The organism is Psychrosphaera sp. F3M07 (genome assembly GCF_018860345.1).
GTDB classification, from domain to species: Bacteria; Pseudomonadota; Gammaproteobacteria; order Enterobacterales; family Alteromonadaceae; genus Psychrosphaera; species Psychrosphaera aquimarina.
This window is the reverse complement of sequence record NZ_JAHKPJ010000021.1, coordinates 153,872-170,558: the sequence shown is the minus strand read 5'-3', so window position 1 is coordinate 170,558 and position 16,687 is coordinate 153,872. Positions and strand designations below refer to the sequence as shown.

Here is a 16,687-nt window from a genome sequence, read left to right as displayed (position 1 = left end):
TTGTGATTAAAAACATAGTGAACAAATAAACAAAGTTAATACTAAAAACCATATTTAGTATTAACTATTTAAATCAAATTTATCTATCTTAATTTGTATTTATTTTGACGCTTGTTTTCTGGCTTTGGTTAATTCATCAGTTAAATGGTTTATTTCATTAACACTGAATATGTCTTCTAAGTCCATAGTTAATTTACGACGCCAATTTGGGTATTCATCACTCGTACCTGGAATATTAACCGGTTTGTCCATTTGCAACCAATCTTCTAGCTGTAAACTTAACAAAGCGGCTTGTCCCTTTGCCATATGAATTTGCATACCGTAATTTAATTCTTGTGTCATCCCCACTGTATTTGCGTCGTGACCGATATGTTCTGGTATTGAATGATGACCATGTAAGGTATTTAAAATGGCTTGTTTATCTCTAATACGGTCGCCGTATAAGCTTTGCATTAACTCATCACCTGAATACAGTCCAAGCTCTTTGCCAAGCTCTAAATCTTTACAGTGCCAATAGCCAATTAAAGTTGGCATATCATGCGTGGTTAATGTGGCCATTGATTGCTCAAGGTAATGTTCTGGTGAATAAAACCCACCATCAGCCGCTTGTTCAAAGAAAAATACTTTGTAAGAGTGAATTCCGTTCTCTTGCAGCTTACCCGTAATATCTTCAGGCACTGTACCTAAATCTTCACCAATGATTGAACATTGATTTAAATGACTTTCTAATGCAAGTATCGCCAGCAATTCATCAACAGGGTAATAAACATAAGTCCCTTCTTTTGCGGTGTCGCCTTTTGGAACCCACCACAATCTTAATAATGCCATAACATGATCAATTCGTAATGCGCCACAGGCATGCATATTAGAACGGAATAGATCAATAATCGGTTGATAACCTTGTTGATAAAGCTTGATAGGATCCATTGGTGGTAAACCCCAGCTTTGGCCTAACGGACCTAATACATCTGGTGGAGCGCCGACACTGACGTCAGTACAATATAAGTCTTTATTTGCCCAAATTTCAGTACTGCCTTCACTGACACCAACGGCTAAATCACGGTAAGTCCCCATGGCCATACCTTGTGCTTTACTGAACTCGTTGACTTCTTCTAGTTGAGTAAAAGCAACAAATTGTAAATAAGCATAAAAATCGACTAATTCGGCATTATCTTGTTTAAACTTAACAACGGTGGCTGAGTCGTAATCTTGAAACTCTTGTGGCCATACAGGCCAACCCCAATTGTCACCAATGAAACGACCGTCGGCTTTAAACTTATCTTGTATCGCGTCATAGGTTGCCGCTTGTATTAAACTTTCCTCGCCATTTAATTTAAACTCAGCAAACTTTTTAGCAAGGTCTGAATTGTTTGCGATTTCATGTTTAACAAAATGTTGATAAAGCGGTTTTAGTGCTTTTAACTTTAAATCCATCACAGAAGCATAATCAACCTCGGTAACGGACTTGGCAGCATTAAGTTGAGTTTGAAACGCGTCTGAATTAACCAGTTTTTGTGTTACTAAACATTCTTCGTAACCCGTCACTTGTTGCACATCTATATAAATGACGTTTAACCAACGACGCGACGATGGACTATATGGGCTACAAGAATCCGGGTTATTAGGATACAAGGCGTGTATTGGATTTAATCCAACAAAATCAGCACCTCGTTGTGCTACTTTTTCAATTAAATATTTTAAATCCGAAAAGTCACCAACGCCCCAATTATGTTTACTGCGAACACAGTAAAGTTGTACGCTAGGACCCCATAACTTTTTACCTTGTTCCAACGCCGGCTGTTTATAACAAGACTCTGGCGCGATGATCAATGACCCTGAGCCAAGTGGTTCTTCAATACCCGGTTCTAATAAATCTAATTGGTAATAACCAATCGCCAAATCAAAATCGACAGGTAATGCATAATGTTGAATTTCCATGTCTCGGACTTCAAATGCACCGAGTAACTCTTGATCTATTGGAACAAATTTTAGCTTCTTGCAGATTTTACCATTTTGCTTAATAACGATATGCAGTTCATCGTTGGCAAAATCAATTGGTAATTTAAAGTGTAAAACGTTGTGTTGACCTTGACGGTAAATCGATGCTGGCTCAACAATAGTAAACCAAGACGCTTCTGTTTCAGCATTAACCATATTAACTAAAGCGTCTTCGTCATCAATTGGATAACCCATAGCCGCTAATATTTTCTGTTTTGATTCAGACTTTATGAAAGATTGTTTACCCCATGCATCTGTATATTCGGACTCTATCCCGCGGGCTTGAACTAAATGTTCAATTAAAGAAGCGTGCATTCTTATTCCTATTAACGACTACGAATTTGGCAAAACCATTAAAGAAAATTGTCTTTCAATGATTTATTGATTAGCTCAATTGTATTTACTTTCGGGGTAACTATAAAAGCACTTTATCGTCCTTTACCACTACATACGTTTGCATAAAAAAACTTCCCCTTATTTATTTGCCATTTTACTTTACTTTATGACTCAATGGATGTAATTTTATTACCAATTTGAAATTGTATAACATCATTAACAGGTATAACTATGACTATTCGCGTAGCAATCAACGGTTTTGGAAGAATTGGTAGAAATATATTACGAGCTTTGTATGAATCAGAAAAAAATTACGATTTAAAAATCGTAGCAATTAATGATTTAGGCGATGCTAATATTAATGCTCACCTTTTAAAATATGATACGGCACACGGTCGTTTTAACGCTAAAGTAGAAAATACAGATGACACTATTACTGTTAATGGTGATTTAATCAAAGTAACGTCAGAAAGAAACCCAGCTGACTTACCTTGGAAAGAATTAAACGTAGACGTTGTTTTTGAATGTACAGGTATTTTCCAATCGAAAGACGCTGCAAGTGCACACATTGATGCGGGCGCGAAAAAAGTTATCATCTCTGCTCCTGCTAAAGGTGTTGATGCAACTATCGTTTACGGTGTTAACCACGAAGACATCACGTCTGATATGACGGTAATCTCAAACGCATCTTGTACAACTAACTGTCTTGCACCGTTTGCTAAAGTGTTAAATGACGAGATTGGTATTGAATCAGGTTTGATGAATACCATCCACGCTTATACTAATGACCAACGTTTAAGTGACGTATATCACACAGACTTACGTCGTGCTCGTGCAGCGGCAATGTCTATGATCCCAACTAAAACAGGTGCTGCTGCCGCTGTAGGTTTAGTGGTTCCTGAGTTAGCAGGTAAAGTTGACGGTTTATCAGTACGTGTTCCAGTATTAAACGTATCGCTTGTAGATTTAACGTTTATTGCTAAGAAAGACACAACGGTTGAAGAAGTTAACGAAACTATTCGTAAAGCGGTTGCCGCTGGCGGTCCATTAGCTGAAGTATTAGCAGTAAATGACGAGCCTTTAGTATCTGTAGACTTTAACCACATCCCTTACTCTTCAAACTTTGATGCGACAGAAACACGCGTTATTGGTCGTTTAGTTAAAGTAATGAGCTGGTATGACAATGAATGGGGTTTCTCAAACCGCATGTTAGACAACGCTGTACTTTTAATGAAGTAACTTGTGTTTAAGGAATAAGAGTTTGCTCTTGTTTCAATCTAGTAAAGGTGGCTTATGGCCACCTTTTTTGTTTTACTGCGTTTCATCGCCCTCTCCCAATTAATACCAGAGAAAATAAGAGCAAACATGAACAACCAATTTGTTAGTAAAGAAACACTTAACTCGTGTGTTTATTACAAAATCGAACATCCTAAGTTCGCCGCCACAATCTCAGAGTTTGGTGGGCAATTATTGAGTTTTACTCCTAAAGATAACCAAAATGAACCACAAAATTTATTGTGGCTGTCTGAATCTTCACCTTTAGATGGCAGCAAACCTATAAGAGGAGGCGTTCCTTTGTGCTGGCCTTGGTTTGGCCCTGCACAAGGTGATTTTGTTGGTGAACCGCAACATGGTTATATTCGTTCTGTTCCATGGTCGCTAATAAATGTTGTAGAATCAGATACGAGTGTTGAAATGATTATGCAGCCAAACTTAACAAAAGAACTAAGCCAATCACTAGGGTTGGATGTTCAGGTGCGTTATGTTTTTGCAGATACCGTATCAATTGAATTAACAACTACAAATACATCAACTGAAGCAAAACCATTATCGCAAGCCATACATACTTATTTTGCTCTTGATAACGTTAACGACCATAAAGTACTTGGTTTAAATCAAATCCGCTATTTAGACAAACTAGATAATGCCGCAGAAGTGATTCAAGACGGCGATGTCGTTATAACCGAACACACTGATCGCGTATATTTAACCGCACAAGATAAAGTCACTTTGCTCAACGGTAATAAAAACATGGATATTCTAGGTCAAGGACACGACTCCATAGTAGTTTGGAATCCATGGCAAGAAAATGCTAAAAACATGGTGGATTTTGATGATCAAGGTTATTCCAATATGATCTGTATTGAGATGGCCAATACTCAAGGTTTAGTCTTGCAACCTCAACAAGCTCATAAGTTAGTGCAGTTGATTAAGCCGTAAGCTGTAAGCTGTAAGCTGTAAGCTGTAAGCTGTAAGCTGTAAGCTGTAAAGTTTATAATTGATTAGCTCATAGTCAAATTTTATATAGATTCTGATAAACAAATTTTGCTGTCCGTTTATCAGAATTTTTAATGATCAATTGTCGTTCACTAAATAAACGACTTAGTTTTTCAAACCGATGCCAGGACTGTTACACGCTATCACCGTAAATTTGTATCCGATGGCTTCATTCTCATCAATTTGCATCAATAATAATTGATAATCATTCAATTCCACGACTTTTGTATTCTCTGGATGTTCACACCTTGAATAACTATCAGTCTCATAATAATAGATAAACTCTGCTAGTAATTTTTTTAACGTTAATTCGACGGCAAGACTTTTTTGATAGATCTGGTTTGATAAATCATCATCTGCAAGATTAACACTTAGGAATGATGGCGTATCATCCTTAACTTCATCAAGTTTCTCTTCAATAGACTTTGCTTTATCATCTTTTAGCTCAACAATATCGTTAATACTAGTAACATCCTTTTTACTGGAGCCCTCTGCTTTGGCGTATTTATGTCCACTGACAAAACCTTCAACAACTGAACCAAACACAGGTGTAGTATGATTGATAAAGCCATTATTTATGCTTAAGACAACCGTAGTTATTAATAATACAGAACACCAGATATATCGGATCATTGCAGTGGTAAACACAAAACGATATTCTTTTTGGTGCCAAATACCGTGTAATCCAAATGGTTTCAATAATAAAAGTAATATTAAATAAAACGGGATAAATAATTGAATAACAACCAGAGCTAAAACGCTTGTTAACATAAACCAAGTAGGGATGTTTAATATTAATGCCATATTATGGCTATAAGGCAAGATGTTAGAACTAACTCCGGCGACTTCATTGACCATGCCCGCGGCACTAGCTAATGCGAAATTGGCCATAATTGCGTAAAAAATAACAATAATGGTTTTACCCAGTAAATGGTGCCAAATGATGACAAACTTAGGCCAAAACTCAACAAGTAACGCAACAACGGCAAATAATAAACTAATAGCAAAAAGTGGGTCAGCAGAGCTTTCTTCTTCAAGGTTGAACATTAGCAGTAAAGCTACAAGCACTGAAATAAAGTAACAACGTTGGGCAAAATTAAGTACACGCCAAAATTTAACAAATCGCGTTTTAATATTAACTAAGAATGGGAGCGGGTTGATGACTCTGAAAATGCGACGAACTTTCACAGCCGCCCTTAAAATACGCAAAGGTATGTCCATATAATACTTATAATTTTTCTTATTTATAACGGGATAATAACTGACTATTTCAATAGGGTAAATATCAACGATAAGTTTCGAATTTCGGAAATAAGATAAATAGTTTCATCGTGAAAAATAGTACGTTTAACTATTAACTGCTTAACCCGTTACACTACGGCATTTTATTACTTGGCTCGTTTGGCAATGCCATGAAAGTGGGTTGGCCCACCAGGCATCATAGGATCCATATGAAAATCAATATCTATAATCTCCCAACCTTCAGCACCTAGACTATTTAAATAAGCCTCAGCCTGCTCAACCGTTCTTCCTTTTAAGAAGCCCCCCTTTTCTGCATTATCTGAATCTATAATTTTATATTCCCACATTTTAACGCTTCCTATTAATAACGGTACCTTATTAAAACTACATGAGTTTTGTCGTTAACGCACCGATTTCTATTCTTTTTTGTCCTTATTATCTTTCATATGTATTAACCGGTGTAGAACATTCATTTAGATACAAAAAAACCAGCCTAAGCTGGTTATTTTATAAAAATAAAAAGAAGAAGCTTTTATACGCCTGCCGTTGCCTTTTTAGCTAGTTCAGTGATCTCTGACCAACGTTTGCCTTTGATAATGTCATCTGGGCATAACCAAGAACCACCACAGCACATTACATTTGATAACGCTAAATAGTCTTTATAATTGCCAGGGTTAATACCACCTGTTGGGCAAAAACGAACATCTGGGAATGGACCACCAATTGATTTTAACGACTGAACGCCACCAGATGCTTCTGCAGGGAAGAATTTAAAGTGCGAGTAACCTTTATCTAGTCCTATCATCAACTCGGAAATTGATGCGATACCCGGAATTAACGATATAGAACCAGCGTTACCAGCATCTAATAAGTCAGGCGTTAAACCAGGGCTGATAGCAAACTTAGCGCCAGCTTCTGTTACTTGCTTAAGTTGAGCTGCATTAGTTACAGTACCAGCACCAATAATAGCGTCTGGGCAATGTGTCGCAATTTCACGAATAACATCAATTGCCGCTTTAGTACGTAAAGTCACTTCCAATACTTTAATACCACCGGCCATTAATGCTTCCGCAATTGGAACCGCATCTTCTACATTTTCAATAACTAATACTGGGACTACTGGACCTGCTGCAAATACTTCAGCTGAGTCGATTAACCAATTACGTTCTGCCATTTTAAAACCCTTTTAAACCTTTCTAATATGAGGTTGTTCCTATGAGGAACCTTAATTAAATTTCTTGCTGTAAATATGCCGCGCAACCAATTAATCCCGGTTGTTCTTCCGTTACAACGTATACAGGGATCGTTTTTATGATCTTGCCAAAACGTCCTTTTGCATCAAAACGAGCTCTAAATTCGCTTGTTTTAACATATTCAATAAATCTTGGTACAACGCCACCGGCAATAAATACACCACCGTAGGTCATTAATGTAAGGGCTAAATTACCGCCAAAACTACCTAAGATACGACAAAATACATCTAACGTCTTAACTGCTAATTCATCTGTCCCAGCAATTGCGTGTTGGGTGATGTCAGCAGGTTCATATTGTTTTGCATCTTGTTTGTTGATGGCACAAAGAGATTGATAAATTTGCACTAAACCTAAACCAGACAATACTTGCTCTGCAGATACACGAGCATATTTCTTTTGTAGCTCTTTAAGCACGCCTATTTCATCACTGTCTATTGGTGCAAAGTCAACATGACCGCCTTCGCCACCAATAGGTATCCATTTATTTTCGGCATGGATTAAATTTGCAACGCCAAGGCCAGTACCCGCACCAAAAATAGCAATAGGTGCATTTGGAAGCGCATCTTGTCCGCCAATTTGAACTAATTTGTCTTTGGCTATGTTTGGCACCGACATAGCAATAGCAGTAAAGTCATTAATAACAATTAATTTCTTTAGACCAAACTGCTCTGTAATTGCGGCTTGTGAAAAACACCAATGATTATTGGTTAAGTTCACTTCGTCCCCTACTACAGGACAGGCAACATCTAAGCAGGCATATTCAAACTCTTGTTTAGAATCTTGTTTGTACTGGCTAATTGCGCCATCTACATTGTCAAAATCTTTACATTGGTAAGTCAAAATATTTGATATAGAAAGTGTTTCCATATCCGCCATACCAAGGCGGATATTGGTTCCGCCGATATCAGCAACTAACGCTTTAATAGTCATAATTTACGTCCAATACAGAGATCTAATTACGCATCATGGAAAACGCAAGAAGCGCCTTCTTCTGGCGTTGTCATTACTTGGCGTAAACCATTAAATAACTCACGGCCCATAGCTTCACGATCTTCCGTTAAGTCTTTAACGGTCACAACACGTTTAGCTAACTCTTCTTCACTTACATGAAGTTGAACTATATTTTTGTCTGCGTTGATTTCGATAATATCGCCATTTTGTACTTTCGCGATTAAGCCGCCATCTAATGCTTCTGGATATAAATGAATAGCAGCTGGCACTTTACCTGATGCGCCTGACATTCTACCGTCTGTCACTAAAGCTACATTAAACCCTTTGTCTTGCAATACACTTAACGGTGGCGTTAATTTATGAAGTTCTGGCATACCAACCGCTCTTGGTCCTTGATAACGAACAACAACCACACAGTCTTTATCTAAATCACCCGCTTGGAATGCAGCGTCGATATCATGTTGGCTTTCAAATACAACCGCAGGTGCTTTAACGGTTGTTTTACCTGCACGTAAAGAAGACGTTTTAATTACCGCACGGCCTAAGTTACCTGATAATGCTGATAAACCACCGTCTGCTTTAAATGGTTGTTCAATTGTTGCTAAAACTTCATCATCTAATGATTTAGTTGGACCATCAACCCACATTAATTTGCCGTCACGTACCACAGGCTCTTGGGTATATTTATCTAGGCCTTCACCACAAATCGTCATTACATCATTATGTAATAAACCACCACGTAGCAATTCTTTGATCAAATATGCCATGCCGCCGGCAGCTTGGAAGTGATTAATATCCGCTTGACCATTTGGATAGATCTTAGCTAATAAAGGAGTAACTGATGATAATGCGTCAAAGTCATCCCAGTTAACTAAAATACCTGCGGCTTTCGCCATCGCCACTAAATGCATAGTATGGTTAGTTGAACCACCGGTTGCTAATAAACCAACAATGCCGTTTACCACTGCTTTTTCATCAACAATATGACCAATTGGACGGTACTCTGTACCTAAGTCTGTAATACGAGTGGCTTGTACTGATGCTGCGTCCGTTAATGCGTCACGTAATTCTGTGCCCGGATTAACAAATGATGAACCTGGCAAATGCAACCCCATAATTTCAACAACTAATTGATTAGAGTTAGCCGTTCCGTAAAACGTACAAGTACCAGCTGAATGATATGATTTAGATTCAGACTCTAATAACTCGTCACGACCAACTTTACCTTGAGCGTACAATTGACGAATACGAGCTTTTTCTTTATTTGGAATACCAGACTCCATTGGGCCTGCAGGAATAAATACAAATGGTAAATGACCAAATGTTAATGCCGACATGACGAGTCCTGGGACAATCTTGTCACAAATACCCAACATAACGCCGCTATCAAACATGTTATGAGATAGACCAATTGCAGTACTCATTGCAATAACGTCACGGCTCATTAAGCTTAAATCCATGCCCGGTTGGCCTTGGGTAACACCGTCACACATAGCCGGTACGCCGCCAGCAAACTGAGCAACTGAACCTACGTTTTCAACGGCTTTTTTAATTTTTGCTGGATAAACTTCATAAGGTTGGTGTGCAGATAACATATCGTTATATGAAGAAATGATGCCAACGTTAGCTTTAGTAAGTTGAGTTAAATCCGATTTTTCTTGTGGGCTACATGCTGCAAAGCCATGTGCTAAATTACCGCAAGAAAGTACGCCACGATGTGGGCCTTTTAAACGTGCTTTTTCGATTTTAGCTAAATAAGCAGCACGCGTTTTTTTACTGCGTTCAATTATTGTATTTGTAACTTCTTGTATTACTGAATTCATTACTTTCTCCAAACTAAATCAAGTTATTTTGTTGTGGCTAACATTACTGACATAGGCACATTTGACTGATTTAGAAACGCTCGTATTGGCGCTTGTTTCTCGTCGCTGCCTGCGGCAACGTCTAATAATACGGCTTCTTTACTTTCACCTACTAAATGCAGATATAACTGTTTTGAATTTAACAAAGCAGTCTTAGTAAAGGTCATTCTTTGATGAGGTGCAGTTGTTGGCTCTGTGGCCATAATGTCTTTATTGGTGGTTAATGCTTCTTCTAATTGAGCACAACAAGGGAAAATAGACGCTGTGTGACCGTCTTCCCCCATACCAAGAATAACAACATCAAACGGACGTTTAACCTCTTTAAATTTATCACTTACCGCAGACTCTGCATCAAAGGCATTGTCATGTTCTGTTTTCATTCCAATAAAATTAGCGGCACTGGCTTTGTTGATCAATAGCGCTTCATTTACCATAGCTTCGTTAGAAGCTGGATCAGTCAGATCAACCCAACGGTCGTCAACTAATGCGATGTTGACTTTATTCCATTCAATGTCTTTGTTACTTAACATTAAAAACATAGGTTTTGGTGTGTTACCACCAGACACTAATAAAGAGGCGCTGCCATTTTGATTAATACCGGCTTGAAGTTTGTCGGCTATTTCTTGAGAAAACGCTTCATTTAATAACGTAGAGTTCTCGAATTTATTTACTTGTGCTTTCATATTTGGTCCGTTGCTTTTTAAATTGCTAACTACTTTTAAAAAAGTAAAGTGCGAGCCGTGAGAGGCTTATTCATCCCACTCACGTTCATCTCTAGCTAACATGGCAATTGACGCAACAGGCCCCCAAGAACCAGCTGAGTATGGTTTTGGTAATTCATTTGAGCTATTCCAAGAGTCTAAGATCCCATCAACCCAAGTCCATGCGGTTTCAACTTCATCTCGACGAACAAACAGTGATTGATTACCTAACATAGCTTCTAATATTAAACGCTCATAGGCATCGGCAATACGTGCCGTTTTAAAGGTATCTGAAAAACTTAAATCTAGCTTAGTTTGTTGTAAGTCCATTTGCTCACCTAATCCAGGTACTTTATTCAATAAATGAATTTCAATACCTTCATCCGGTTGAAGACGAATGATCAACTTGTTAGCTGGTAAATTTTGATAAGTATCTTTAAAGATGTTGTGTGGTAACTTTTTAAAGTGAACCGCAATTTCAGTTCCTTTAACTGGTAAGCGTTTGCCTGTACGTAAGTAGAATGGCACACCCGCCCAACGCCAGTTATCAATATCGACCCGGATAGAAGCAAAGGTTTCCGTTTTACTTTCTGTGTTAGCCCCTTCTTCTTCCAAATAGCCAGGTACAGACTTACCATTTACAAAACCAGACGTGTATTGACCACGAACGGTTTTTTGTTGATAGTTTTGTTCTGTAATTGGACGTAAGGCTTTTAATACTTTTAATTTTTCATCACGAATACTGTCGGCACTCACATCAACCGGTGGTTCCATCGCTAACAATGATAAAATTTGTAATAAGTGATTTTGTACCATGTCGCGCATTTGACCTGCGTCATCGTAATAACCCCAACGCCCTTCTACACCAACCTCTTCAGCAACGGTAATTTGAACATGATCAATACATTCGTGATCCCAGTTGTTGGTGAAAATGGCATTAGCAAAACGAAGAACCAACAGGTTTAAAACGGTTTCTTTACCTAAATAATGGTCAATACGATAAATTTGGTTTTCGTTAAAGTATTCTGCAATTTTGTCATTGATGACTTTTGACGACTCTAAACAATGTCCAATTGGCTTTTCAACCACAACACGGGTTTCATCAACCACTAGGCCAGCGAAGTTTAATCCGCTACAGATATCACCAAAAACAGACGGTGGTGTCGAAAAGTAATTCACCATTGTTCTGCTTTCTAAATCAACTAATTCTGCAATCCCCTTATAATCTTCAGGGTTGGTCATATCGACCTGGCAGTAACTTAATCTATTAATAAACTTTTCTTTAGCCGCTTCATTTAGGTCTTCTTTAATAAAACGTTCTAAACTTTCAACAACCGCGGCTTTGTATTCTTCGTCACTAGAAGCTTGACGGGCAACACCGATTACTTTGGTATCTTCAGCAAGTAACCCAGCTAATTCTAATTGATACAACGAAGGTAATAACTTTCGGCGTGCTAAATCACCATTAGTGCCAAACAGCACTAAATCGCATGGCTTATGACTTATATTTGTGGCCATTAGATTCTCCAATAAACAAACTTTAATGATTAAGATGTAATTTAACTACATGTTTCCAATGCTAACTAACTATATCGGTGCATGTAAACCTAAATTATGTAATTTTTTTACATTTTTAGTAAATTTTTAACTTATATTGTTGTTTTTAACTTGTAATTACATTCTAATGCTGAACATAACCTGTTCAAAACTCGTTATTTACTGCCCTATGTTTAAACATCAAGATTAGGGTCTTAAAATAAAAACTAAAATGATAGCCTTTTTTACCTAAAATCCGCTACATAAATAACTAAATTAATGAGTTAGCTTAGTAAAAGTTAAGGACAAAGAATGAATATTCTTGAAAAAATAAATTCTCAAATTACCACTTTCAGTAAATCTGAGAGAAAAGTAGCAGAAGTCATCATTGCAAATCCAGAACAAGCAATTCATTCAAGCATTGCAACGTTAGCAAAAGTGGCCGATGTGAGTGAACCAACGGTTAATAGGTTTTGTCGACGTCTCGATACCAAAGGTTTTCCTGACTTTAAATTACATTTAGCACAAGGATTAGCAAATGGTACGCCTTATGTTAATCGCCATGTGGATGAAAGTGACGGTCCTGACGAATATTGCGCAAAAATATTTGAATCAACGATGGCGGCACTTGATATCGCACACCGTAATTTAGATATTGGTCAAATTAATCGTGCGGTAGATATATTAACTCAGGCCAAGAAAATATCGTTTTTTGGCCTAGGGGCATCAGCCTCGGTAGCGCAAGATGCACTTAATAAGTTTTTCCGTTTTAATGTTCCGGTTAACTGTTTTGAAGATATCGTTATGCAACGAATGAGCTGTATTAATAGTACTGACGGCGATGTTGTTGTTATCTTTTCCCATACCGGTCGTACTAAGCCATTGGTTGAGATTGCTCAAATAGCCCGTCAAAATGACGCTACCGTCATCGGATTAACCGCTAAAGACAGTCCACTTGGTAAAGAATGTAATATGTGTATTAGCTCTGATGTACCTGAAGATACTGACTTGTATATGCCAATGGCATCGCGTATTGCACAGCTAGTCCTTGTCGATATTTTAGCGACAGGTTTCACTTTACGTCGAGGCCCTAAATTTAGAGATAACCTGAAAAAGGTCAAAGATTCATTAAGACCTTCTCGTTTCGAAAAGAAAGAAAACCTGAGTTAAGGTTTATTCTTTTGGATTATCGCAAGGTCGATAAAATGAAAGTTAAACAAAACCATATGTAATAAAAAAAGCAGCGAGAGCTGCTTTTTTGCGTTATCACGTTAAGAATTAACCAATTTAATACAATTAGTCCTTGTAATTTTATTAAATTGTCTCAAAATGTAATTAAATTACAAAGTGTAAAACCCAAACGGAGTTTATAGTCGTCATGTCGAACATATTGAGAAGAACAAAAATAGTATCCACCTTAGGTCCAGCAACGGACAAAGATGACGTTTTAGAGCAAATTATAAAAAGCGGCGTTAATGTCGTTCGCATGAACTTCTCTCATGGCTCTGCACAAGATCATATAGACCGCGCGACTCGAGTTCGTGAAACCGCTAAGAAATTAAATACGTATGTTGCTATTTTAGGCGATTTACAAGGTCCTAAAATTCGTGTTGCACGTTTTAAAGACACTAAAATCCATTTATCTGTTGGTGACAAATTCATTCTAGACGCTGAGTTAGGTCGTGATGAAGGTGATCAACATCAAGTTGGAATCGATTATAAAGAATTACCAAATGACGTTAACGAAGGCGATGTACTTTTATTAGATGATGGTCGTGTACAATTATTAGTTTTGTCTGTATCTGTTTCAAAGGTATTTACGGAAGTAACAGTTGCAGGTCCTTTATCAAATAACAAAGGTATCAATCGTAAAGGCGGTGGCTTAACAGCACCAGCACTTACTGATAAAGATAAAGCCGATATATTAACGGCTGCAAAAATAGACGTTGAATTCCTTGCTGTTTCTTTCCCGCGTTCAGGTGCAGATTTAGATTACGCTCGTTCGTTGGCTCATGAAGCTGGTTTTAAGCCTCTTATTGTTGCCAAGGTTGAACGTGCTGAAACCGTTGCAACTGATGCCGCTATTGACGATATTGTTCAAGCATCTGATGTGATCATGGTTGCTCGTGGTGATTTAGGGGTTGAAATTGGTGATGCTGAGTTAGTCGGTGTACAAAAGAAATTGATTGCACGTTCTCGCCAGCTTAATAAAGCCGTTATTACTGCAACTCAAATGATGGAATCGATGATAACAAGTCCAATGCCAACTCGTGCAGAAGTTATGGATGTTTCAAATGCCGTATTAGATGGTACCGATGCAGTAATGTTATCGGCTGAAACAGCCGCAGGTGATTTCCCGATCGAAACGGTTCAAGCAATGGCAAACGTATGTCGTGGTGCTGAAAAACACCCTACTGCCCAAGTATCAAAACACAGAATGGAAAAAGTGTTTGATAATGTATCGGAAGCAATTGCGATGTCTGCTATGTACGCAGCTAATCATATGCAAGGGGTAAAAGCGATTGTGACGTTAACTGAGTCAGGTGGCACAGCTAAGTTGTTATCACGTATCAGTTCTTCGTTACCAATATTTGCATTATCACGCCATGAAAAAACCCTAAACGTTAGTGCTATGTATCGTGGTGTTTATCCAGTGTTTTTTGACAGCACATTAACCACTGACGACTCTAGAGAAGCTTTAAACACGTTAGTTGAATTAGGTCGTTTGAATAAAGGTGATTTAGTTATCGTTACACATGGCGATACGATGGAAACTGTTGGGGCAACCAATACAGTTAAGATCTTAACTGTTTAATAACTTAACTCAGTATCATCAAAAAAGCCGATGTGAATAACATCGGCTTTTTTTATGTTTTTTTCTAACTGAGTATTAATCTTCAAACTCAGCGTTATGATAAACTTCTTGTACGTCTTCACAATCATTTAGCATATCAATAAACTTCTCAAACATTGCAACATCGTCGCCCGTTATTGTTGTCATTGTGGTCGGTACCCAAGAGATATCTTCAACATCAAACTCGATATTTTCATACTCAGCCTGCAATGCTGTTTTAACGTTGTAGAATTCAGTATGAGGCGCGTAAACCGTAATCTTGCCATCTTCTACTTCAACATCCGTTACATCAACGTCAGCCATCATTAACGCTTCTAACACCGCTTCATCATCATCACCGTCAAAAACAAATACAGCTAAATGATCAAACATGTGTGCCGCAGAACCTTGTGCACCAATTTTAGAGTTGGTTTTAGTAAAACAGTTACGCACTTCCATAATGGTACGGTTGTTGTTGTCGGTTAGGCAATCAACAATAACCATACAACTACCGGGACCAAAACCTTCATAACGAGCCGGAGAATAATCTTCACCGCCACCGCCAGCGGCTTTGTCTAAAGCGTTTTTAATAACATGAGCAGGTACTTGATCTTTTTTAGCACGATCCATCAAACTACGTAATGCTAAGTTACCGTCAGGATCACTTCCACCGTTTTTAGCAACTACGTAAATTTCTTTACCGTATTTAGAATACACTTTAGTTTTAGCGTTGGCTGTTTTAGCCATGGAGTCTTTACGGTTTTGATATGCTCTGCCCATCTCAATCTCTTCTTTAATGTACTAACCTAAAAACGTCAGTGAAAACCCACAAGGTTACTGACATTCTCTTAAATAATAGGCGGTTAAATTAATCTATTTTGACAAAAATTTAAATCTAATTGTGTCATTATTTTGTAAACACAACTGATTTAATCAGTAATTGTTCTATTCTTGTACAACAACGATTTTATATTGCTCACCAGCAAGTGTAACTACATCACCGTCTCTTACTTTTTTGCGGGTTTGCATCGCCACTTTGCCATTAACACGAACTTGACCATCAGCGATGACAAGTTTGGCGTGACCACCACTTTCAACTAAATTTTCAAATTTAAGAAATTTATTTAATTCGATGTATTCAGTTGTGATCTCAACTAAGTTTATTTGGCTCATTAGGATTCCATGAAAAAGTAAAGTTATTGAATAACGCTGATTTATTTTAAATCAATATAAAGTTTGATTATACAGATAACCGTTTTTTGTTTTTGATTTATTATGAAATAAGAGGAGTGTATTTATTAATAGAAGAAGTTTGGAGCGAGTAACGAGGCTCGAACTCGTGACCTATACCTTGGCAAGGTATCGCTCTACCAGCTGAGCTATACTCGCATCACATATATTAATAACTACTGGTATGTTGTTATTAAATTTTCCCACCAAAAGAGATGGTGCCCGGGGACGGACTTGAACCGTCACGCTCTGTGAGCGAGGGATTTTAAATCCCTTGTGTCTACCGATTCCACCACCCGGGCTAACAGGAAGTTTTTTTTATAGTTGGTATCGTAAACCAACTTTGCCAAACAATGTTTGGAGCGAGTAACGAGGCTCGAACTCGTGACCTATACCTTGGCAAGGTATCGCTCTACCAGCTGAGCTATACTCGCAATAACAAGTTGTATCAAGTGTGTTCACCAAAAC

The 16,687-nt window shown here is 37.9% G+C and carries 14 protein-coding genes and 3 tRNA genes; 4 read left to right on the top strand and 13 right to left on the bottom strand.

Going from position 1 to position 16,687, the window contains the following annotated elements:
• Nucleotides 1-99 precede the first annotated feature (99 nt).
• Nucleotides 100-2,313, bottom strand: a complete 2,214-nt coding sequence (gene malQ, locus KO505_RS11540) for a 4-alpha-glucanotransferase (protein ID WP_216055598.1) — start codon at nt 2,311-2,313, stop codon at nt 100-102.
• A gap of 252 nt (nt 2,314-2,565) precedes the next feature.
• Here malQ and gap point away from each other — a divergent pair, with 252 nt between their 5' ends.
• Entirely contained in the window at nt 2,566-3,573 is a 1,008-nt protein-coding gene (gene gap / locus KO505_RS11535) for a type I glyceraldehyde-3-phosphate dehydrogenase (RefSeq protein WP_216055597.1), read from the top strand.
• Between the two features lie 126 nt (nt 3,574-3,699).
• A complete protein-coding gene (locus tag KO505_RS11530; protein ID WP_216055596.1) occupies nt 3,700-4,554 on the top strand; it encodes a D-hexose-6-phosphate mutarotase in 855 nt (284 codons plus the stop codon).
• Nucleotides 4,555-4,716: 162 nt separating this feature from the next.
• Here the strand turns inward: KO505_RS11530 and KO505_RS11525 are convergent, their stop codons facing one another.
• The 7 genes from KO505_RS11525 to zwf form a co-directional block, all read right to left on the bottom strand.
• Nucleotides 4,717-5,799, bottom strand: a complete 1,083-nt coding sequence (locus tag KO505_RS11525; RefSeq protein ID WP_216055595.1) for a hypothetical protein — start codon at nt 5,797-5,799, stop codon at nt 4,717-4,719.
• Between the two features lie 200 nt (nt 5,800-5,999).
• On the bottom strand, nt 6,000-6,200 hold the full coding sequence (locus KO505_RS11520) for a DUF4177 domain-containing protein (protein WP_216055594.1): 201 nt from the start codon (nt 6,198-6,200) through the stop codon (nt 6,000-6,002).
• A gap of 185 nt (nt 6,201-6,385) precedes the next feature.
• Nucleotides 6,386-7,027: a bifunctional 4-hydroxy-2-oxoglutarate aldolase/2-dehydro-3-deoxy-phosphogluconate aldolase gene (locus KO505_RS11515; RefSeq protein ID WP_216055593.1), complete on the bottom strand. Its 642-nt coding sequence runs from the start codon at nt 7,025-7,027 to the stop codon at nt 6,386-6,388.
• Between the two features lie 55 nt (nt 7,028-7,082).
• Nucleotides 7,083-8,036, bottom strand: coding sequence for a glucokinase (locus tag KO505_RS11510; protein WP_216055592.1), 954 nt, complete (start codon nt 8,034-8,036; stop codon nt 7,083-7,085).
• Between the two features lie 26 nt (nt 8,037-8,062).
• Nucleotides 8,063-9,880 carry a phosphogluconate dehydratase gene (gene edd / locus KO505_RS11505; protein WP_216055591.1) on the bottom strand — a complete coding sequence of 606 codons (1,818 nt, stop codon included), beginning with the start codon at nt 9,878-9,880 and terminating at the stop codon, nt 8,063-8,065.
• A 23-nt stretch (nt 9,881-9,903) separates the two neighbouring features.
• Nucleotides 9,904-10,602, bottom strand: coding sequence for a 6-phosphogluconolactonase (gene pgl / locus KO505_RS11500; RefSeq protein ID WP_216055590.1), 699 nt, complete (start codon nt 10,600-10,602; stop codon nt 9,904-9,906).
• A 66-nt stretch (nt 10,603-10,668) separates the two neighbouring features.
• Nucleotides 10,669-12,138, bottom strand: coding sequence for a glucose-6-phosphate dehydrogenase (gene zwf, locus KO505_RS11495; protein ID WP_216055589.1), 1,470 nt, complete (start codon nt 12,136-12,138; stop codon nt 10,669-10,671).
• A 330-nt stretch (nt 12,139-12,468) separates the two neighbouring features.
• Here zwf and KO505_RS11490 point away from each other — a divergent pair, with 330 nt between their 5' ends.
• Together KO505_RS11490 and pyk are read left to right on the top strand one after the other, a co-directional pair.
• Nucleotides 12,469-13,326 carry a MurR/RpiR family transcriptional regulator gene (locus KO505_RS11490; protein WP_216055588.1) on the top strand — a complete coding sequence of 286 codons (858 nt, stop codon included), beginning with the start codon at nt 12,469-12,471 and terminating at the stop codon, nt 13,324-13,326.
• Nucleotides 13,327-13,543: 217 nt separating this feature from the next.
• Nucleotides 13,544-14,971, top strand: a complete 1,428-nt coding sequence (gene pyk, locus KO505_RS11485) for a pyruvate kinase (protein WP_216055992.1) — start codon at nt 13,544-13,546, stop codon at nt 14,969-14,971.
• 75 nt (nt 14,972-15,046) lie between these two features.
• Here pyk and KO505_RS11480 read toward each other — a convergent pair whose 3' ends face one another.
• From KO505_RS11480 to KO505_RS11460, 5 genes are all read right to left on the bottom strand, one after another.
• The gene (locus KO505_RS11480; protein ID WP_216055587.1) at nt 15,047-15,769 is read right to left on the bottom strand and encodes a YebC/PmpR family DNA-binding transcriptional regulator; all 723 of its coding nucleotides are present in this window, start codon (nt 15,767-15,769) and stop codon (nt 15,047-15,049) included.
• Nucleotides 15,770-15,934: 165 nt separating this feature from the next.
• Nucleotides 15,935-16,162 (bottom strand): RNA-binding S4 domain-containing protein, encoded by a 228-nt coding sequence (locus KO505_RS11475; protein WP_216055586.1) that lies wholly within the window; start codon nt 16,160-16,162, stop codon nt 15,935-15,937.
• Nucleotides 16,163-16,302: 140 nt separating this feature from the next.
• A tRNA-Gly gene (locus KO505_RS11470) sits at nt 16,303-16,378 on the bottom strand.
• Between the two features lie 57 nt (nt 16,379-16,435).
• A tRNA-Leu gene (locus tag KO505_RS11465) sits at nt 16,436-16,521 on the bottom strand.
• A 56-nt stretch (nt 16,522-16,577) separates the two neighbouring features.
• A tRNA-Gly gene (locus KO505_RS11460) sits at nt 16,578-16,653 on the bottom strand.
• Nucleotides 16,654-16,687: the final 34 nt, after the last annotated feature.

Excerpts from the sequence above, each read along its gene's own strand:
- KO505_RS11520 (WP_216055594.1), bottom strand. The coding sequence starts at position 6,200 with ATGTGGGAATATAAAATTATAGATTCAGATAATGCAGAAAAGGGGGGC.
- KO505_RS11515 (WP_216055593.1), bottom strand. The coding sequence starts at position 7,027 with ATGGCAGAACGTAATTGGTTAATCGACTCAGCTGAAGTATTTGCAGCA.
- KO505_RS11490 (WP_216055588.1), top strand. The coding sequence starts at position 12,469 with ATGAATATTCTTGAAAAAATAAATTCTCAAATTACCACTTTCAGTAAA.
- KO505_RS11480 (WP_216055587.1), bottom strand. The coding sequence starts at position 15,769 with ATGGGCAGAGCATATCAAAACCGTAAAGACTCCATGGCTAAAACAGCC.
- pgl (WP_216055590.1), bottom strand. The coding sequence starts at position 10,602 with ATGAAAGCACAAGTAAATAAATTCGAGAACTCTACGTTATTAAATGAA.
- zwf (WP_216055589.1), bottom strand. The coding sequence starts at position 12,138 with ATGGCCACAAATATAAGTCATAAGCCATGCGATTTAGTGCTGTTTGGC.
- edd (WP_216055591.1), bottom strand. The coding sequence starts at position 9,880 with ATGAATTCAGTAATACAAGAAGTTACAAATACAATAATTGAACGCAGT.
- malQ (WP_216055598.1), bottom strand. The coding sequence starts at position 2,313 with ATGCACGCTTCTTTAATTGAACATTTAGTTCAAGCCCGCGGGATAGAG.
- KO505_RS11530 (WP_216055596.1), top strand. The coding sequence starts at position 3,700 with ATGAACAACCAATTTGTTAGTAAAGAAACACTTAACTCGTGTGTTTAT.
- gap (WP_216055597.1), top strand. The coding sequence starts at position 2,566 with ATGACTATTCGCGTAGCAATCAACGGTTTTGGAAGAATTGGTAGAAAT.
- KO505_RS11510 (WP_216055592.1), bottom strand. The coding sequence starts at position 8,036 with ATGACTATTAAAGCGTTAGTTGCTGATATCGGCGGAACCAATATCCGC.
- KO505_RS11475 (WP_216055586.1), bottom strand. The coding sequence starts at position 16,162 with ATGAGCCAAATAAACTTAGTTGAGATCACAACTGAATACATCGAATTA.